This is a genomic window from Kribbella sp. CA-293567 (assembly GCF_027627575.1).
GTDB lineage: Bacteria > Actinomycetota > Actinomycetes > Propionibacteriales > Kribbellaceae > Kribbella.
Window position 1 is genome coordinate 7,578,276 of record NZ_CP114065.1, and the last position, 16,512, is coordinate 7,594,787.

Annotated in this window: 17 protein-coding genes and 1 pseudogene; 10 read left to right on the forward strand and 8 right to left on the reverse strand. The window is 68.3% G+C overall.

Going from position 1 to position 16,512, the window contains the following annotated elements; translation table 11 throughout:
* The first annotated feature begins 30 nt into the window (after positions 1 to 30).
* The 3 genes from OX958_RS35075 (at position 31) to OX958_RS35085 (ending at position 2,840) form a co-directional block, all read left to right on the forward strand.
* Positions 31 to 1,020, forward strand: a complete 990-nt coding sequence (locus OX958_RS35075) for an ATP-binding cassette domain-containing protein (protein WP_270134717.1) — start codon at positions 31 to 33, stop codon at positions 1,018 to 1,020.
* The gene (locus tag OX958_RS35080; RefSeq protein WP_270134719.1) at positions 1,017 to 1,808 is read left to right on the forward strand and encodes an ABC transporter permease; all 792 of its coding nucleotides are present in this window, start codon (positions 1,017 to 1,019) and stop codon (positions 1,806 to 1,808) included. Before OX958_RS35075 ends, OX958_RS35080 begins: the two co-directional genes overlap by 4 nt.
* 84 nt (positions 1,809 to 1,892) lie before the next feature.
* Entirely contained in the window at positions 1,893 to 2,840 is a 948-nt protein-coding gene (locus OX958_RS35085) for an FkbM family methyltransferase (RefSeq protein ID WP_270134721.1), read from the forward strand.
* Positions 2,841 to 2,873: 33 nt separating this feature from the next.
* On the opposite strand, the gene OX958_RS35090 is transcribed toward OX958_RS35085, so the two are convergent.
* Positions 2,874 to 3,641, reverse strand: a complete 768-nt coding sequence (locus tag OX958_RS35090; RefSeq protein WP_270134722.1) for an SDR family NAD(P)-dependent oxidoreductase — start codon at positions 3,639 to 3,641, stop codon at positions 2,874 to 2,876.
* A gap of 40 nt (positions 3,642 to 3,681) precedes the next feature.
* Here OX958_RS35090 and OX958_RS35095 point away from each other — a divergent pair, with 40 nt between their 5' ends.
* Both OX958_RS35095 and OX958_RS35100 read left to right on the forward strand, forming a co-directional pair.
* Positions 3,682 to 4,221, forward strand: a complete 540-nt coding sequence (locus OX958_RS35095) for a GNAT family N-acetyltransferase (RefSeq protein ID WP_270134723.1) — start codon at positions 3,682 to 3,684, stop codon at positions 4,219 to 4,221.
* 92 nt (positions 4,222 to 4,313) lie between these two features.
* Complete coding sequence (locus OX958_RS35100; RefSeq protein WP_270134724.1) at positions 4,314 to 4,688, forward strand: hypothetical protein; 375 nt, start codon at positions 4,314 to 4,316, stop codon at positions 4,686 to 4,688.
* A 46-nt stretch (positions 4,689 to 4,734) separates the two neighbouring features.
* Here OX958_RS35100 and OX958_RS35105 read toward each other — a convergent pair whose 3' ends face one another.
* The 6 genes from OX958_RS35105 to OX958_RS35130 all read right to left on the reverse strand — a co-directional run bounded on the left by OX958_RS35105 (position 4,735) and on the right by OX958_RS35130 (position 10,782).
* Complete coding sequence (locus OX958_RS35105; protein WP_270134725.1) at positions 4,735 to 5,301, reverse strand: hypothetical protein; 567 nt, start codon at positions 5,299 to 5,301, stop codon at positions 4,735 to 4,737.
* On the reverse strand, positions 5,298 to 6,122 hold the full coding sequence (locus tag OX958_RS35110; protein WP_270134727.1) for a DUF72 domain-containing protein: 825 nt from the start codon (positions 6,120 to 6,122) through the stop codon (positions 5,298 to 5,300). Before OX958_RS35110 ends, OX958_RS35105 begins: the two co-directional genes overlap by 4 nt.
* A gap of 3 nt (positions 6,123 to 6,125) precedes the next feature.
* Positions 6,126 to 7,133, reverse strand: coding sequence for a glucose-6-phosphate dehydrogenase (coenzyme-F420) (gene fgd, locus OX958_RS35115; protein ID WP_270134729.1), 1,008 nt, complete (start codon positions 7,131 to 7,133; stop codon positions 6,126 to 6,128).
* A 408-nt stretch (positions 7,134 to 7,541) separates the two neighbouring features.
* Positions 7,542 to 8,441 carry a hypothetical protein gene (locus OX958_RS35120; RefSeq protein ID WP_270134730.1) on the reverse strand — a complete coding sequence of 300 codons (900 nt, stop codon included), beginning with the start codon at positions 8,439 to 8,441 and terminating at the stop codon, positions 7,542 to 7,544.
* A gap of 299 nt (positions 8,442 to 8,740) precedes the next feature.
* Positions 8,741 to 10,027 carry an APC family permease gene (locus tag OX958_RS35125; protein WP_270134731.1) on the reverse strand — a complete coding sequence of 429 codons (1,287 nt, stop codon included), beginning with the start codon at positions 10,025 to 10,027 and terminating at the stop codon, positions 8,741 to 8,743.
* Entirely contained in the window at positions 10,024 to 10,782 is a 759-nt protein-coding gene (locus OX958_RS35130) for a DinB family protein (protein ID WP_270134732.1), read from the reverse strand. Before OX958_RS35130 ends, OX958_RS35125 begins: the two co-directional genes overlap by 4 nt.
* A 172-nt stretch (positions 10,783 to 10,954) precedes the next feature.
* On the opposite strand from OX958_RS35130, the pseudogene OX958_RS35460 reads away from it, so the two are divergent.
* Together OX958_RS35460 and OX958_RS35135 are read left to right on the forward strand one after the other, a co-directional pair.
* Positions 10,955 to 11,083 (forward strand): annotated as a pseudogene (locus tag OX958_RS35460) (hypothetical protein); the annotation flags it as partial.
* Positions 11,084 to 11,200: 117 nt separating this feature from the next.
* Complete coding sequence (locus OX958_RS35135) at positions 11,201 to 11,572, forward strand: DUF4186 domain-containing protein (RefSeq protein WP_270134733.1); 372 nt, start codon at positions 11,201 to 11,203, stop codon at positions 11,570 to 11,572.
* 53 nt (positions 11,573 to 11,625) lie between these two features.
* Here the strand turns inward: OX958_RS35135 and OX958_RS35140 are convergent, their stop codons facing one another.
* Complete coding sequence (locus OX958_RS35140; protein WP_270134734.1) at positions 11,626 to 12,600, reverse strand: methyltransferase; 975 nt, start codon at positions 12,598 to 12,600, stop codon at positions 11,626 to 11,628.
* Between the two features lie 241 nt (positions 12,601 to 12,841).
* On the opposite strand from OX958_RS35140, the gene OX958_RS35145 reads away from it, so the two are divergent.
* The 3 genes from OX958_RS35145 to OX958_RS35155 all read left to right on the forward strand — a co-directional run bounded on the left by OX958_RS35145 (position 12,842) and on the right by OX958_RS35155 (position 16,487).
* Positions 12,842 to 14,155: a replication-associated recombination protein A gene (locus OX958_RS35145; protein ID WP_270139206.1), complete on the forward strand. Its 1,314-nt coding sequence runs from the start codon at positions 12,842 to 12,844 to the stop codon at positions 14,153 to 14,155.
* Between the two features lie 176 nt (positions 14,156 to 14,331).
* The gene (locus OX958_RS35150; RefSeq protein ID WP_270134735.1) at positions 14,332 to 14,817 is read left to right on the forward strand and encodes a DUF488 domain-containing protein; all 486 of its coding nucleotides are present in this window, start codon (positions 14,332 to 14,334) and stop codon (positions 14,815 to 14,817) included.
* Positions 14,817 to 16,487: an asparaginase domain-containing protein gene (locus OX958_RS35155; protein WP_270134737.1), complete on the forward strand. Its 1,671-nt coding sequence runs from the start codon at positions 14,817 to 14,819 to the stop codon at positions 16,485 to 16,487. The genes OX958_RS35150 and OX958_RS35155 overlap by 1 nt, the downstream gene beginning before the upstream one ends.
* Positions 16,488 to 16,512: the final 25 nt, after the last annotated feature.

Sequence of the window (16,512 nt, forward strand, 5' to 3'; positions counted from 1 at the left end):
ACGGTTGAAGGTCGAGACGAGAGGTGGCAAGTGACGACGGAACGTGTGATCGAGGCGTTCGAGGTACGCAAGAACTACGCCGGGGGCAAGGAGGGGGCGGGGCTGAACGGGTTCGACCTGGAGGTGAGCGCCGGTACGGTGACCGGCCTGCTGGGACCGAACGGCGCGGGCAAGACCACGGCGGTGCGGATCCTCGCGACGCTGCTCAGGATGGATTCCGGCGAGGCACGGATCGCCGGGTACGACGTACGCCACCAGGGCGCCGAGGTCAGGCGCACCATCGGCCTGGTCGGCCAGTACGCCGCGGTCGACGAGATCCTCACCGGGAAGCAGAACCTGGTGATGTTCGGGCGGCTCAACCATCTGGGCCACGCCAGAGCGACTCGCCGGGCCGACGAGCTGCTCGAGCGGTTCGGCCTGACCGACTCGGCGATGCTGCCGTCGTCGAAGTACTCCGGTGGCATGCGCCGGCGGCTCGACCTGGCCGCGAGCCTGATCGTCGCGCCCAAGGTGTTGTTCGTCGACGAACCGACGACCGGGCTCGACCCGGCGGGGCGCGCTGAGGTGTGGTCCGCCGTGCGTGAGCTGGTCAGGGGCGGGACGACGGTGCTGCTGACCACCCAGTACCTCGACGAGGCCGATCAGCTCGCCGACCGGATCTCGATGCTCAGGGAGGGGAAGGTCGTTGCCGAGGGCACGCCGGATGCGCTGAAGGCCCAACTGGGTGCCGACTGGCTGGACCTGGAGCTGACGACGGCCGCCGACGTACCGCGGATCCTGCAGCTCACCGAGCGGCTGACCGACGGCGAGATCCACGTCGCCGGGACGAAGGTCAGCATCCCGGTGAAGGACCGCACCCGAGCACTGATCGAAGTGGCCACCTTGTTGCAGGAGGCGAGGATCGAACCGGAGGACATCACCTTGCGCAGACCGACCCTGGACGAGGTCTTCCTGCACCTGACCGGCGACTCGGCGAGCAGCCCGAGCTACCGGCCGGCCGAGACGGAGGTGCCGGCATGACGGCGCTCGGCTGGGCCCTCGCGGACGGCTGGACGATCGCCCGCCGCGCTTTGCTGCACTGGCGGATGCAGCCCGGACTGGTGATCTTCGGCTGGCTCTTCCCGGTCCTGATGCTGCTGATGTTCGGCGCCCTGCTGGGCGGCGCGATGGAGACCCCGGCCGGCGAGTCGTACTACGAACTGCTGGTGCCGGGCATCTTCGCGCTGTCGATGCTGTTCGGGCTCGAGTCAACGATGACCGCGGTGACCAACGACGTGGCCAAGGGCGTCACCGACCGGTTCCGCTCGTTGCCGATGAGTTCGTCCGCGGTCGTGCTCGGCCGGTGCATCGCCGACCTGCTCGACTCGGTCGTCAGCCTGATCGTGCTGACCGGCGCCGGGCTCGCGCTGGGCTGGCGCTGGCACGGCAGCGTGCTGGAGGCGCTGGCCGCGTTCGGGCTGCTCCTGCTGCTGCGGTTCGCGTTGCTCTGGATCGGGATCTTCATCGGGCTGTCGGTGAAGAACGCGCAGAGCATCGTCGCCATCCAGGTCGGGGTCTGGCCGATCGGGTTCCTGTCCAGCGCGTTCGTCGCCACCTCGACGATGCCCGGCTGGCTCGGAACGATCGCCCAGTGGAACCCGCTGTCGGGAACGGCGACCGCGGCCCGGTCGCTGTTCGGCAACCCGGATCCGTCGACGGCGTCCTGGATCGGGGAGCATGCGATCGCCGCCGCGATCATCGGGCCACTGCTGCTCACGGCGGTCTTCCTGCCGCTGTCGGCGGCCCGGTTCCGGCGGTTGTCAAGCTGAAAAGGTCACGATCGCGGGGAAATCTTTCGCTGACCCTTACATTCCGAAGTGAATGATCCGACCCTCGACGGGTAACCATGGGGGATGGACTACCGCGATGGTTTCGTCCGCCGGGCGGCGTGGGCAGTGCCCCGCGCCGCCGGGCGGTCGATCAGCGCGGACGCGGCGCGCCGGCTCGCGCGGGTGATCGGCTCCGCCGAGGGCCGGACCGAGGCCGGCGTACTCCGCGTCGCCCATCGCATCTCGCCGCGAGTGGCAGACCTCAACCCTGAGCTGGCCAAGATCTCGCCGCAGTGGGCCACCACCGACATCGCCGTACGCCGGCACGGGCTGCACTGGCGACTCGACCTGCGCGACAACCTGCAGGCGGTCCTGTACTACGCCGGTCGCTACGAGCCGGCCGTCGCCCGCTTCCTCCGGGCCGAGCTCAAGCCTGGCGACGTAGTCCTGGACATCGGCGCCAACATCGGCCTGCACAGCCTCGGAGCAGCGAAACAACTGCGCGACCTGGGCGGCGAGGGCCGGGTCATCGCCTTCGAACCAGCCGCCGACTCGCTGGACAAGCTACGCGCTGCCGCCGAGCGCAACCAGCTGGCCGACCTCATCACACTCGTGCCGGCGGCTCTCGGCGAGCGCAAGCACCATGCCGCCCTGCACGCCGACTCCCGCTACGATCCGGCCGATTCAGGGGTCAGGTCGTTGCAGGCGGACGGCGAGGTCGTCCAGGACGTGCCGGTCATCCGCCTGGACGACTGGGTCCGCGAGCACTCGCTGGACCGCCTCGACGTGGTCAAGCTCGACGTCGAGGGCTCGGAGGCCGCCGCACTCGGCGGCGCGAGCAGAACGCTGATCCGGCTGCAGCCGCGCGCAGTACTGGTCGAGGACAAGCGCCCCGACCTCAGACGGCGACTGCACGCAGTACTGGACGAACTCGGCTACCGCTCGACCGGAGCCACCTTCGACCACAACACCCTCTTCCGCCCCGACCGCCGCGACGACAACGAGGTCACCCGCCGCCATTCCGTGCGCTGAGCCCGGTCTCGGGCGCGCTGCCGACGGACGCCGTCACGGCATCAGTTGGCCGCCGTTGACCTCGATGAGCTGGCCGGTGACATAGCTGCTCATCCGGTCCGAGGCGAGGTAGAGGATGGTACCGACGCATTCGTGCGGGGTGCCGGTGCGGCCCATCGGGATGGTGGCCAGCATCGCCTTCAGCTGCTCCTCGCCGGTGTGCCGGTCGTGGAACGGCGTGCGGATCACGCCGGGCGAGATCGCGTTGACGCGGATGCCGTCGGGCGCCAACTCCTTCGCCAGGCCGCGGGTGAAGGTGCTGACCGCGCCCTTGCTGGTCGCGTAGACGACCGAGCCGCCGCCTCCGCCGTGCCGGCCGGCGATCGAGGTGACGTTGACGATCGCGCCGCCACCCTGCGCCCGCAGTACCGGCACGATCCGGCGGCTCATCGCGAAGACCGAGGTCAGGTTGACGTCCATGATCCGGTGGAACTCGTCGTCCGGTACGTCGACCACCGCCGCGCGCCTGACCAGATCGCCCGCGTTGTTCACCAGTACGTCGATCCGCCCGTGCTTGGCGAGCACCTCGTCGACCAGCAACCCGGCAGACTCGACGCCGGCCAGGTCGCCCTGGTGCACCGACACCGTCCCGCCCGCGGTACTCACGGCGTTGGCCGTGTGCCGGGCCCCTTCCTCGTTCTGGTGGTAATGCACCGCAACCGTCGCTCCCGCCTCGGCGAACCCCACCGCCGCGGCAGCCCCGATTCCGCTGCTCGCCCCGGTGACCAGAACGACCTGACCTGTGAAATCAAGAAACGCCATGCCCCAACCCTAGGGCGAGGAGCGGCGGTAGCCTCGATGAATGGGTTATGACCTGGCGAGTCTGGATCTGCGGCGGTGGCGGGTGGCCGACGCGTTGCGGTTGACCGAAGCGCATCAGGCGCCTGACATGGCCGATCAGGGCGGCATCCAGGACACCGCGAGCGCGGTCGACTGGATCGGCCGGGTGGCGGACCTCGACAACGGCCACGTGTACGCCGTGGCGGATGCGGACGACCACCCCGTCGGTTGTGTCGCGGTCACCAACATCGACCGCCACCAGGTCGGCTGGACGTGGTACTGGACCATCTCCGACATCCGCGGTCAGGGCGTCGCCCGCGACTCGCTGCGCGCGCTGGTCGACTGGGCCCACCACGACGCCGGCCTCTACCGGCTGGAGCTCGGCCACCGCACCAACAACCCGGCCTCCTGCGGCGTCGCCGCGAGCGCGGGTTTCCTCTTCGAAGGCCTCGAACGCCAGCGGCTCAGCTACGACGGCACCCGCTTCGACGTCGAGCGGCACGCCCGCCTGGCCTCCGACCCGCTCCAGACCCCTGAACGACCGGTCACCATCACCACCTGACCGCGCCGGCCTCGTCCGGTACGCCGTCCGTCGCGACACCCCGATCCGGCTCCTCGCGAGCCGTGTCCCCCCGCAGGCTCTACGGTGACGGCATGGCGAAAAGCAGTAAGAGCGAGACGTTCTTCTCGGTGGTGATCGGCGGGGCGGCCGGCTTCGGACTGATCGTGCTCACCCGGCGCGCCTGGGACGTCTGCCACGTCGTCCTGACCGGCGTCGGCAACGGCCCGACCCTGTTCTTCGTCGGCATCCCGGTGGCCGGCGTGGTCAACATCGGCCTGTTCAACCTGGTCTTCCGGTTCATGCGCCGCGGCAAGGGCGGCAAGTGGACGATGCCGTTCATCGCCGCCATCATCGCCATCGGCATCGCCGACCTGGCCCTCTTCTCCTGGGCCGGCACCCAGGCCGGCAACCCCGGCATCTGCCCCGCCGGCGTCCCACCCTGGTGGCCGGCCAGCATCCCCACCTGACCCGGCGTCCCGGCTTCCGCAGCCGGCCCGGGAAGCCGTCGCCCGGTCAGTCCTCAGCCGGCGCGTAACTGCGCCAGCGCTCCTCGACGACATAGCCGAGCGCCACATTCGCTCCGATGCTGGCTTCGTTGAGAGCCGCCCCGCCCGTGCCGAACACCCGGACGCCCTCGGCAAGCAGCGCCAGGATCGACGCGGCCTTCACCGCCTGCCCGATCCCCCGCCCGCGATAGCCGGCCAGGACGGAGGTGAACCCGGTCTCGCCGGCCAAGCTGATGATCGTGGCGCCCACCAACCGCTGACCGTCGAGCGCGCCGAACACCCGGCCCGTCGTCCACAGCTCGATCAGCCCCTCCACCGGAGGGACCACCCGCTGGGTCGCCGGCGTGTACGGATAGTCCTGCTCGTTCGCCTTCTCCAGAGAAGGCCACGCATCGGCGTACTCCGGCCCGAGCTCGCGGACGGTCACGCCCGCGGCCCGCAGTACAGCCCGCTCGAGCAGCTCCGGATCAGGCTCCCGCAACCTGGCTCCCCAGGATTCGCCGACGATCCGGTAGCCGGCTGCCTCCAGTTCGGCACAGCGCGGATCGTCGTCCCGTACTATCTCGACCGTCATCTGATTCCCAGTCGCGTGGCCAGGGCCTCGGCGTCGAACGGTGCGCGCACCTTGACGTCGTTGTCGAAGTAGACGTAGACGTTCCTCTTCCAGGACTGGATCTTCTCCGCCCAGGAGTCGAGCGCGTCGTCGTCGTAGCCGCTCACATAGAGCTCCTCGGCGCCGTGCAGCCGGACGTAGCCGAAGTCGGTCGTGACGGAGTCCATCATCGGCCACTTCCCCGCGGTGTCCGCGCAGACCACCGCGATGTCGTGCTCCCGCAGCAACTGCAGGAACTCCGGATTCTCGTACGACGAATGCCGGATCTCCAGCGCGTGCCGCAGCGGCTGCTGCACCGGACAGGAAAGCAGGTTCCGGTCCTTCATCCGCTCGTCGTGGCCTTTGGCAACTTCTACTGCCGCATCAGTTGACCTAGGCAACAAGTTGAAGAACGCGGTCAGCCGGTCGGGGTCGTAGCCGAGCGTCGGGGGCAGTTGCCACAGGACCGGACCGAGCTTCTCCGCGAGCGCGAGAACGCCCGAGGCGAAGAAGTTCGCCAGCGGCGCCTCCACGTCGGCCAGCTTCTTCAGATGGGTGACGAAGCGCGGGCCCTTGACCGAGAAGACGAAGCCGGGTGGCGTTTCGTCGTACCAGCGCTGGTACGACGTGGGCCGCTGCAGCGAGTAGAACGAGCCGTTCAGCTCGATCGAGTTGAGCCGGCTGGAGGCGTACTGCAGCTCGGCACGTTGCGGCAGTCCGTCGGGGTAGAACACCTTGCGCCAGGGCGGATAGCGCCAACCGGAGATCCCCACCCGGTACGGCGTATCCGCCCAGCGCTCCATCCGTTAGCCCAGCTTGCGCAGCAGCGGGAGGACGTCCGTGCTGAACTGGGTCAGGAACCGCTCCTGGTCGTGGCCGGGGCCGTGCATCACCAGGTGGTTGAAGCCGGCGTCGAGGTACGGCTGCAACTGGGCGACCGCCTCTTCGGGGTCGGAGGCGACGATCCAGCGCTTCGCGACCTGCTCGATCGGCAGTTCGTCGGCGAGCCGCTCCATCTCGGTCGCACTCGTCACGCTGTGCTTCTGCTCCGGAGTCAGCGACAGCGGCGCCCAGAACCGGGTGTTGTCGAGCGCGAGCGTGTGATCGCGGTCGTAGGAGATCTTCACCTCGAGCATCCGGTCGATGTCGTCGTCGAAGGACCGCCCGGCCTTCTCGGCGCCTTCCTTGACGGCCGGGATCAGCTTCTCCGTGTAGAGCTCCATGCCCTTGCCGGAGGTCGCGATGAACCCGTCACCGACCCGTCCCGCGTACTTCGCGACCAGCGGCCCGCCGGCGGCGACGTACACCTTGACCGGGGTCTCGGGGCGGTCGTAGATCGAGGCGTCGACGGTCTTGTAGAACGGGCCGTCGGAGCTGACCCCTTCCTCGGTCCACAGGTTGCGGATCAGCTCGACCGCCTCCCGCAGCCGGGCGAACCGCTCCTTGAACTCCGGCCATTCGCGCCCTGACACGGCGATCTCGTTCAGTGCCTCGCCGGAGCCGACGCCGAGCATGATCCGGTCCGGGTAGAGCAGGCCCATGGTGGCGAACGCCTGCGCGATCACGGCCGGGTTGTACCGGAAGGTGGGCGTCAGTACCGAGGTACCGATCTGGACCCGCTCGGTCCGCTCACCGACGGCCGCCATCCAGGCCAGCGCGAACGGCGCGTGCCCGCCCTCGTGGCGCCACGGCAGGAAGTGGTCCGACACCGTCACGCTGTCCAGCCCGAGCTCCTCGGCCCGCACCGCGTACTCCACCAGATCCCGCGGCCCGAACTGCTCGGCGGACGCCTTGTACCCGACCCGAATACTCACCTGTGCTCCCAACTCGTCAGCAAACCTGTACCCACTCTGCCACCAACCCGATCAGCCCTCCGGATGTTCCGTCCCATGGACGGGCTGCGACACGCCTCCGGCCGACCGTTTTGCGTTTCTGCCCTCGATGGAGGCATCGTGGTGAACACGCGGGGCACCGAGGCTTCCTTGGATTCGTCGCCTCGGTGCCCCGCTGTCCAGCCGCCGCACCGCGCCTGCAAATCTCGTCTTGTCGACATCACGACAGCACGAATTCCTGCTCCGCCTGCGATTGGTTGCCGCCACCGCCTACTTGACGGGGCAACTGCCTGGTCGGCCTGTGCTGTCGACCACGACAAAGCCCAGGCCGGGTTGCCGGCCTGGGCTTTGTCGGTACCACGTGAGGTGGTTCAGCTCATGCGGTGTGAGTCACTCGCCGACCAACTGCGGGCCGTCGGCGTCGGTGCGGAGGAAGCGGACTCCGGGGTCGGCGTTGATTTCGACCGTGCCCAGAGTGTTGAGCACCGTCTTGGTGCCGACCGCACGGCTCATGGCGTAGACGGTCGCCTTGTTGTTGGCCTTGTTGAGCCCGGCGAGCAGGGTGCTGCTGGCGCCACACCGCTGGGCGACGAGCTGGTCGTGCCCCTTGAAACCGGTCGAGCGGACCAGCTCCAGGGTCGCCTTGAACGGCGCCGTGACCGGGATGCGGATGGTCCACAGCGCGCCGGCCGTGGTGGTGGCCAGCAACGTGTCGTACCCCGCGGTCTCGGAGATCACCGTGATCGCCCTGAACGCCTTGTAGCCCGGCGCCGATCCGTAGGCCCTGACCGCGCCGGTGCTGACGTCGTAGCGGTACAGCGAACCGTTGGCGTGCAGACCGTAGAGGAACCCGTGCGCCTTCGGGCCCTGCACGTAGTTGGAGGTCGCGATGGTGCTGAACCCGGACCAGCCGGTGCCGAGCTTGTAGGAACTGGGCACGGCAGGCGCGTCGAGCTTGAAGGTCGCGTTGGCGACGTACAGATTGGCGCCCTGCAGTACGAGGGCGCTGTAGTAGCTCGTGGTGCTGCCGTCGGCCACGTAGTACCAGGTGGAACTGGCGCGGACAGAAAAGAACTTGAACGGCGCGGGCCCACCCACGCTCAGCGGTCTGGTCGCTTTGATGCCCGTCGCACTGGCCACGCCGGCAGTGCTCACGGCGCCGACCAGCACGTCACACGCTGCCGCGGCCGCCTGCGCCTTGCTCTGCGGCGCCTTTGCCGTTGCCTTGCCGATCGGCCACACCCCCGGCTCCGGCTTGGCCTGCACTCCGGCGTTGGCCGATCCGGCCATCGCAGCTCCCGCGACCAGGCTAAGCCCGGCCACAGCCACGGCAAATCGACGAATTCTCATCAGCAGAGTTCTCCCTGGGTACTGGATGCCCCGCGAGTACCCCCACGCAGCGTCGAATGTTCGCACACCTTATCGAGCAGATCCGCTCATCAAACCCCTTTTGCATCAACCTGCAACGAACGCACGCCGATAATGCTCGGCATGCCCTCAAGAGCTGGCTGGGCGAACTGACTCTCGAGATCCTGTCCGCCCGTCTCGAACCCCCGGAGGGCTCGAGCATCCAACTACCGTTGAGATCCCTATCTCCCGGTAGCGACCCGGCGCTTGATGATGAACGCCCGGCCGGTCAGTCCGATGGCGAACACAACGATGCCGACGGCAACGGATGCGACGGGCAGCGTGGCGACCAGGGTCAGGCAGCCGAGCAGTCCGAGGAGGTTGAGCGCGCGGGGCCAGCGGCGCTGCTCGGGGGGTTGGGTGAAAGCCGCGGCGTTGGCCACCGCGTAGTACAGGAGCACTCCGAACGACGAGAAACCGATCGTTCCTCGGAGGTCCATGGTGAGAATCAGCAGACTGACCACCACGGCGAGGGCGATCTCGGCGTGGTGTGGAACGTGGAAGCGTGGATGTACGGCGGCCAGCCAAGTCGGCAGGTCCCGGTTGCGGGCCATCGCCAGGGTGGTGCGCCCGACACCGGCGATCAAGGCCAACAGGGCACCCAGGCTGGCTACCGCTCCGCCGATCGTCACGACGACCGCCGCGGCGGGAACACCGGCGGCATCGACCGCGGTGGTCAGCGGGTTGGCCGATGCGGCCAGCCGATCGGGACCGGCGACCGTGAGGGCGGAGGCGCCGATGAGCAGGTAGATGACCACGGTGATGCCCAGCGCGATCGGGATGGCACGTGGGATGGCGCGGCTGGGGTCTTTGACCTCTTCGCCCATCGTCGCGATCCGTGCGTAGCCGGCGAAAGCGAAGAACAACAGGCCTGCGGACTGCAGTACGCCGTACCAGCCGCCGGGTCCTGGAATCCCAGCCCCCGTCCACCACGAAGGGCCGGCTGACGAGGAGCCGGGCCCGAACCACAGCGACGCCAGGACGACCGTGAGCGCGAGAAGTGTTCCGGTCACCAGAATCCGGGTCAGTTGCGCCGTTCTGGTGACACCGCGGTAGTTGAGTGCGGTCAACGCGACCACGGCGAGGACGCCGACGAGCCGCTGGCCCCAGGGATGTCCCGGTACGGCGTACGCGGCGAAGGTGATGGCCATGGCCGCGCAGGATGCCGTCTTGCCGACCACGAAACCCCAGCCGGCGGTGAATCCCCACCAGTCGCCGAGGCGTTCGCGGCCGTAGACGTAGGTGCCGCCGGACACTGGATAGGCGGCCGCGAGCTGCGCCGACGCCGTCGCGTTGCAGTACGCGACCGCTGCCGCGATGACGAGTCCGACCAGCAGACCCGCGCCTGCGGCCGCTGCTGCCGGCGCGAAGGCCGCGAACACTCCCGCGCCGAGCATCGAGCCGAGCCCGATGACGACGACATCGCCAGCTCCGAGCCGGCGCTGAAGCTCGGCCGACGGGTCGCTCATCCTTCGCGTTTCGCCTCGATGGCGTCCAGGTCGCGGACGGCGTACCGGAGGTGTTCCCACTCTTCTTCGAGAATCGTGTGGAGGCAGGAGAGGACGGTCTCCGGGTACTGCGGAGCCCAGGGGTTCCTGCCTTGGGTGGCCAGTTGCTCGGTGGTGACGGTGGCGAGGAAGTCGCGGACCTGTGCAACGTGTTGCGCGCGAACCTCCAGCACCTCGGCGTACGGCGGTGTGCCGGGTGTGAAGATGGACAGGTCGAACCCGTCGGTCTCGTACTCCGCGTGCGGTTGACCGATCGGATGGAACGGTTGCTCGACCCCGAGGATCGCGCCGCTGAACCAGGTGTCGGTGGCCATCACCAAGTGCCGGAGGGTCTGCGCGAAGGACCACTCGCCGTCCACCGACACGTCGACCGTACCGGCCGGCATCGCGGCGGCACGCTCGATCGCAGCCGCCCAATTGCTCTCGACCGCTGCCCACGCGGCTCGCAGCGCATCCGGCTCCGTGGCGCGCCGCTCCGCCCGCCCGGGGAACCGTCGATTGAGCTCAGCCTCGACGAACGGCGCCACGTTGACACTGTTCACGTGCAGGGCACTCTGGCCGTCCAGCAGCCACGGCGCGTCGATATCCGCACCCTGCACCTGCACCGCCCGCATCACCACCCCCGACAGATCGGACCTGACGAACCGCGCACCGCTCAGATCCGCATCGACGAACTTCGCGCCCCGCAGTTCGTCGGACCCACCGAAAGTTGCCACGATCTTCTCCTAGCGTTGGTCATTCCACCCAGCACGCGGCCGACCATCGATGGTGCTGCGGTAGACAGCGACCCGCAGCCGCCCCTCAGCCGCGAGGTAGCCTCCCGGTCACTCCAAACGAGTTCCAAGCGCACACGAGGAGGCTACTGCTCAGCTCCGACAGAAAGCGCACCCGATGACAGACAAGACGACCCAGCACGCCGGCCACGCCGGCATCCTCCGCGAACTGCTCGACGGCGCAGCATCAGACCACGCCAATCGAGCCCGAGTTCAAGAAGCCGCCGGTTACTTCCGCAGGTAGAGGTTGCGGAGAATTCAGATCTCAGCACCCTGATGGGCGGTGAATCGTAGTCTTGCTTGACGAAAGTGCGGATCCGAGGCGGCGACGGGTTCGCTCAGGTGGGCATAGACTCGGGTGGTGGATGAGTTGGATGCCAGGTTGGAGCGGATCGGGCAGCACCACTTTCGGGCCAAGTTTCGGTTGTACGGGCGGGAACGCGCGGTGGTGGAGCTGCGGGGGATGGCGACGGTTCGCAAGCATGCCGTGGATCTGATCGGGACGAAGCTGGCGCCGGCCGAGCCGCGGAACGACGGGCGGCAGACGCCGTACCGGGGGCATCCTGTGTTTGTCGCGCAGCATGCGACCGCCACCTGTTGCCGGACCTGTCTGTCGAAGTGGCACGGCATTCCGAAGGGGCATGCGCTCGACGACAACGAGCGGGGCTATGTGGTGGAGGCGATCTGTCGCTGGATCGCCAAGCAGTACGCGCCTGGTACGCCGCCGGAATAGCAAGAGGCTGCCCGCGTCGAGCGGACAGCCTCCGTGCCGGCAACGATCCAGTACTACGCGGTGGTGCGTGCCGCCGCGACCAGAGCGGTGTGCTCCGAAGGCAACTCAACGCTGCGTTCCACCTCGAGACCGGCCCGGTTCAGCAACTCGGTGAACCGCTCGAGGGTGCGCCCTCGGCCGCCGGTCGTCATCAGGAGATGCAGATCCCACAGGGCGGGAAGCACGCTGGGCTTCTCGTCCGCGACGAAGCGGTCGATCACCAGCAGCCGCGACGACGAGTCTGCCATGGCGCGGCGGCAGTTCTCGAAGGCCTTGACCACCGCGTCGTCGTCCCAGCCGGCCAGCACCCGGCAGAGGATGTAGACGTCGCCACCGGCCGGCACCTCCTGGAACATGTCACCCGGCACCAACTCGACCCGGTCCAGCCCGACTCTGGCCGCCAGGTGTTCACGTGCCTCGGGGATCATGTGTTCGCGATCGAAGAGCGTGCCGCGGGCATCCGGAGTGGCGTCCAGGATCGTGGTGAGCAGGTGCCCACCTCCGCCGCCGATGTCCACCACCATCTTGCCGGCGAAGTCGAAGGCCTCCGGCACCTGCTGGAAGAACATGTTCCCGGCGTTCATCGCGTGCTGGAACCGCTTGGCCGTGTCCTTGTCCTGCCCGAGATAGGCGTAGAACGACTGGCCGAACGCCGCTTCGAACCCCGAACTGTCCGTGCTGATCGCGTGATGCGCATGCCCCCAGGCGGTGTAGAACTCTTCGCCGTAGAGCAGACACATGTCGCGCAACGACTGCGGCGCGTCCAGCAGTGCCTTGCTCACGGCGGTGTTCCGGTACCCGGTGGAGTCGCTGCCCTCGAAAACGCCCATCGCGACCAGCAGTCGCATCAGGCGGTGGATGCCTTCTTCGTTCGCACCGGTCGCTTCGGCGAGTTCGCCGCTGGTGCTCCGGCCGGCCTCGATCTGGTCCGGCAGTCCGAGTTTCACCGCTGTGTAAAGGGCCTGCGCCCGCCACCCCCCGGTGATCATCTCTACCACGTCACGCGTTGCCTGTACGTCGGCTGTCATTCCGTCCCCTCCCGACAGATTTGCCTAACCGTAGCGCAACTCCAGCGCAGAAGCCCGAACTCGTCGCGTCCTGACCACACTGCGAATGCCGGCCCACGTAAGGTCCACCCATGAGTTGTCAATCGCCCGCAAAAGAAGGCCTCGCAACCACCGACGGGGTCCAAGCGTGACCCCCGAGGACGAGGGGCTCTTCGAGCTGCCGATGCCCGATGCGCCTGCCGCGGAGGAAGTACCGGCCAACGCGCCCCTGGCAGCACGGATGCGGCCGAGATCGCTCGACGAGGTCGTCGGTCAAGCGCATCTGCTGCGGCCCGGTGCACCGCTGCGGCGACTGGTGGAAGGCGGAGCCGCGACTTCGGTAGTGCTCTACGGCCCGCCTGGTACCGGCAAGACCACGATGGCGCGCTTGCTCGCCACGGCCGAATCCAGGCACTTCGTTGCCCTCTCGGCCCTGTCCAGCGGTGTGAAGGAAGTCCGCGAAGTGATCACCGACGCGCGTCGGCGGCGGGATCGTCAAGGCCAGCAGACCGTCTTGTTCATCGACGAGGTGCATCGCTTCTCCAAGACCCAGCAGGACGCGCTGCTCGGGGCGGTCGAGGACCGGGTCGTGCTGCTGGTGGCCGCGACCACGGAGAATCCTTCGTTCTCCGTCGTTTCGCCGCTGCTCTCACGCTCGCTGGTGTTGCAGCTCAAGTCCCTGACCGAGGACGAGGTCCGTGAGTTGCTGCGTCGCGCGGTGACGGACCCTCGCGGCCTCGGCGGCGCCGTGTCGATGGATCCCGAGGCCGAGGACGCGCTGGTGCGCCTCTCCGCCGGTGACGCCCGCCGCGCCCTGACCGCGTTGGAGGCAAGCGCTGACGGGCTCGGCGACACGGGCGGTACCGTCATCGACGTACCGGCGGTGGAGCGGGCCATCACCGAGGTCACCGTGCGGTACGACCGGCAGGGCGACCAGCACTACGACGTGATCAGCGCGTTCATCAAGTCGATCCGCGGTTCCGACCCCGACGCCGCTCTGCATTATCTGGCCCGCATGCTGGTAGCGGGAGAGGACCCGCGATTCGTCGCGCGACGGTTGGTGGTGCACGCCAGCGAGGACGTCGGGCTGGCCGATCCGACCGCTCTGCAAGCAGCTGTCGCGGCGGCCCAGACCGTCGAACTGATCGGCATGCCCGAGGCCCGGCTCGCGCTCGCGCAGGCCACCGTGCACCTGGCGATGGCGCCGAAGTCGAACACCGTGATCGTCGGGATCGACGAAGCGATGTCCGACGTTCGCGCCGGCGCGGTCGGCCCGGTGCCCGTCCACCTGCGGCAGGGCCGCTATGCGGGCGCGGAGCTACTGGGCAATGCGGTCGGATACCGCTACCCACACAGGGTTCCCGACGGCGTCCTGGAGCAGCAGTACCCGCCGGACGAGCTGGTCGGCAAGGACTACTACCGCCCCACCCAGCACGGTGAGGAGCGCACTCTGCGCGAGCGGCTGGCAAAACTCCGCCGGGCGATCCGCGGCAGCTGACCGAAGAGCTGTCGCGACACAGGATCCGACTCGTTCGGCCGAGCCGATGAGCCCAATGAATGTTAACGTTTGCGGGCGAGCTGGACCTGCAGGACGTCAGCGCCCGGGGGTGGGTACGGCGTGGTCCGGCATCGCCACGAACCCGTACGAACGGCACGCCAGGTGGGGGATTCTCGATGCTCAAATTGGCAACTATCGGCGTCTACGGCTTCGACGGCGAGTCGTTCATCGAACGATTGCGGAAGGCAAACGTTCGTTTGCTGCTCGACGTGCGCCAACGCCGCGGGGTCCGCGGGCCCGACTACGCCTGGGCCAATTCGTTGCGGCTGCAAGCGGCGCTCGCGGCGGCCGAGATCGCTTACGAGCATCACCGTGAGCTCGCCCCGACCACCGAGCTGCGGCATCTCCAGTACGCCGAGGACGACCGCAACGGGGTCGGCAAACGCTCCCGCAGCGAACTCGCCCCGGAGTACACCCGCCGCTACACCAACGAGATCCTCGACGTCGCCGACCTCACCCCGATCGCCTCCGCCCTGTCGAGCAAGGGAGTCACGGCTTTGTTCTGCGTCGAACGCGATCCCGAGGCCTGTCATCGATCGTTGATCGCCCAGCAGCTGACCGAGCAGCGCCCGGTCGCGCTCGAGCACCTGAAGCCGCTCTGATGGACGAGATCCTTCCGGCCGGTGCCCCGCGACCGCGGATCGCGGTCTTCGCCGGGCCGACGGCAACGATCCTGAACACCCCGGACCTGATCACCTCCAACAAGGCCCGCGCGCGGCACGGCCTGCCGCTGTACCCCGCCCGCTTCGACGACCTGCGCGCGCAGCGTCTCGCGGCCCCGGTCACGGTGTACATCGAGGCCTTCAGCGCGCACCCACTCGAGCAGGACGCCGCTCACCTGTACGCCGCTCCGGATGGCTGGCTCGACCAGGACGGCACCTTCCACACCGAGCAGCCCGCTGGTGACGCCAAGCCCGTGCACGTCGTCGAACTGCACCCCGACGACGGCCTGTACCCCCTGCCCTACATGGCCAGGCAGGCCGACGGTTCCGCTTGGGAGGAGACGACCGCGACGCCGTACGCGCCACCGGAGTCCGCCCGGCAGACGTTCTACCCCGACGCCGGCCGGCTCTACGAGGAGATCGAGCGGTTCGGCCTGGCCGACCACGGCAATCCCGCTGCCCTGTGGTCGATCGCCGACTTCGACTTCTTCCGCGCGGCCCCGTCGGGCGGCTACACCACGGACGGTTCCGAGCGCCTCGGGCAGGACTTCTTCTCCTACTACCCGTACCACCTGCAGAGTGAGCCCGGCCTGACGAACCTCGCCCAGGCCACCAACCACGTCCAGGCCGTCCTCGACGGTGGCGACTTCACCGGACTGCAGTGGCTCGAAGGCAGCCCGACCGTCGAGGAAACCCTGTACTGGCTGGGACTGGTGATCGACACGAAGGTTCCGATCGTCGGGCACGCGGCCCAGCGACGGCACCAGTCGCTGAGTGCCGACGGTGACCGCAACGTGGTGGACGGCGTGAAGTACATCGCGTCCGGCGTGGCCCTGAACGAGCAGGGCGAGGACCGGGTCGGTGCCTGCGTGATCGTCGACGAGCTGGTCTACGCGGCTCGCGACGTGACCAAGGTCGACGCCCGGCCGGGAGGCTACGAGGTCACCGGTGGCCACGGCGGAATCGTTGCTGACATGGGTGGATACGGCCCACCTCAGCTCACCTATCTCCCCACCCGTCGCCACACGCACTGCTCGGATCTTCGCCTCACCGAGCTGCCCAAGCAGGTGACTGGTGTCGCGGGCGCCTTGGAGACAGGCGTTTCCCTGGTCGACGTCACGACCAAGGACGCCGACGGACTGGTACCCGACGCGATGCCGCAGGTGACGATCACGAAGTACGGGCGCTATGCGGCGTCGCGACTCGGCGCCGACAATCTGCCCAGCGCTGACGACGAGGTGGAGATCCTCGCCCGGATCAGCGCCAACCTGGCCGCTGCTCCCCTGGCCGGCTTCGTCTGCGAAGGAATGTCGCCGTTCGCGATGGCCGATCCGGCGAAGAACGCGGCCCTGAGTGTCGCGAGTTTCGCCGGTATGCCGGTGGTTCGCGTCGGTCGCGGCAACACCGGCGGGATGGCGTACAAGACCGATCCGACCTACATCTCCGGCAACAACCTGACCGCCACCAAAGCCCGGGTCCTGCTACTCGCCGCGCTGCTCAAGCTCGGCGCGCTGCCCCCGGCCAGGGATCCTTTCAACCCGACCTGGGACGAGCGCGCCGCCACCGAACAGGCGGTCGCCCGGTACCAGGCGTTGTTCGACACGCACTGATCCGGGCGACCGGCAGAAGAGCCCC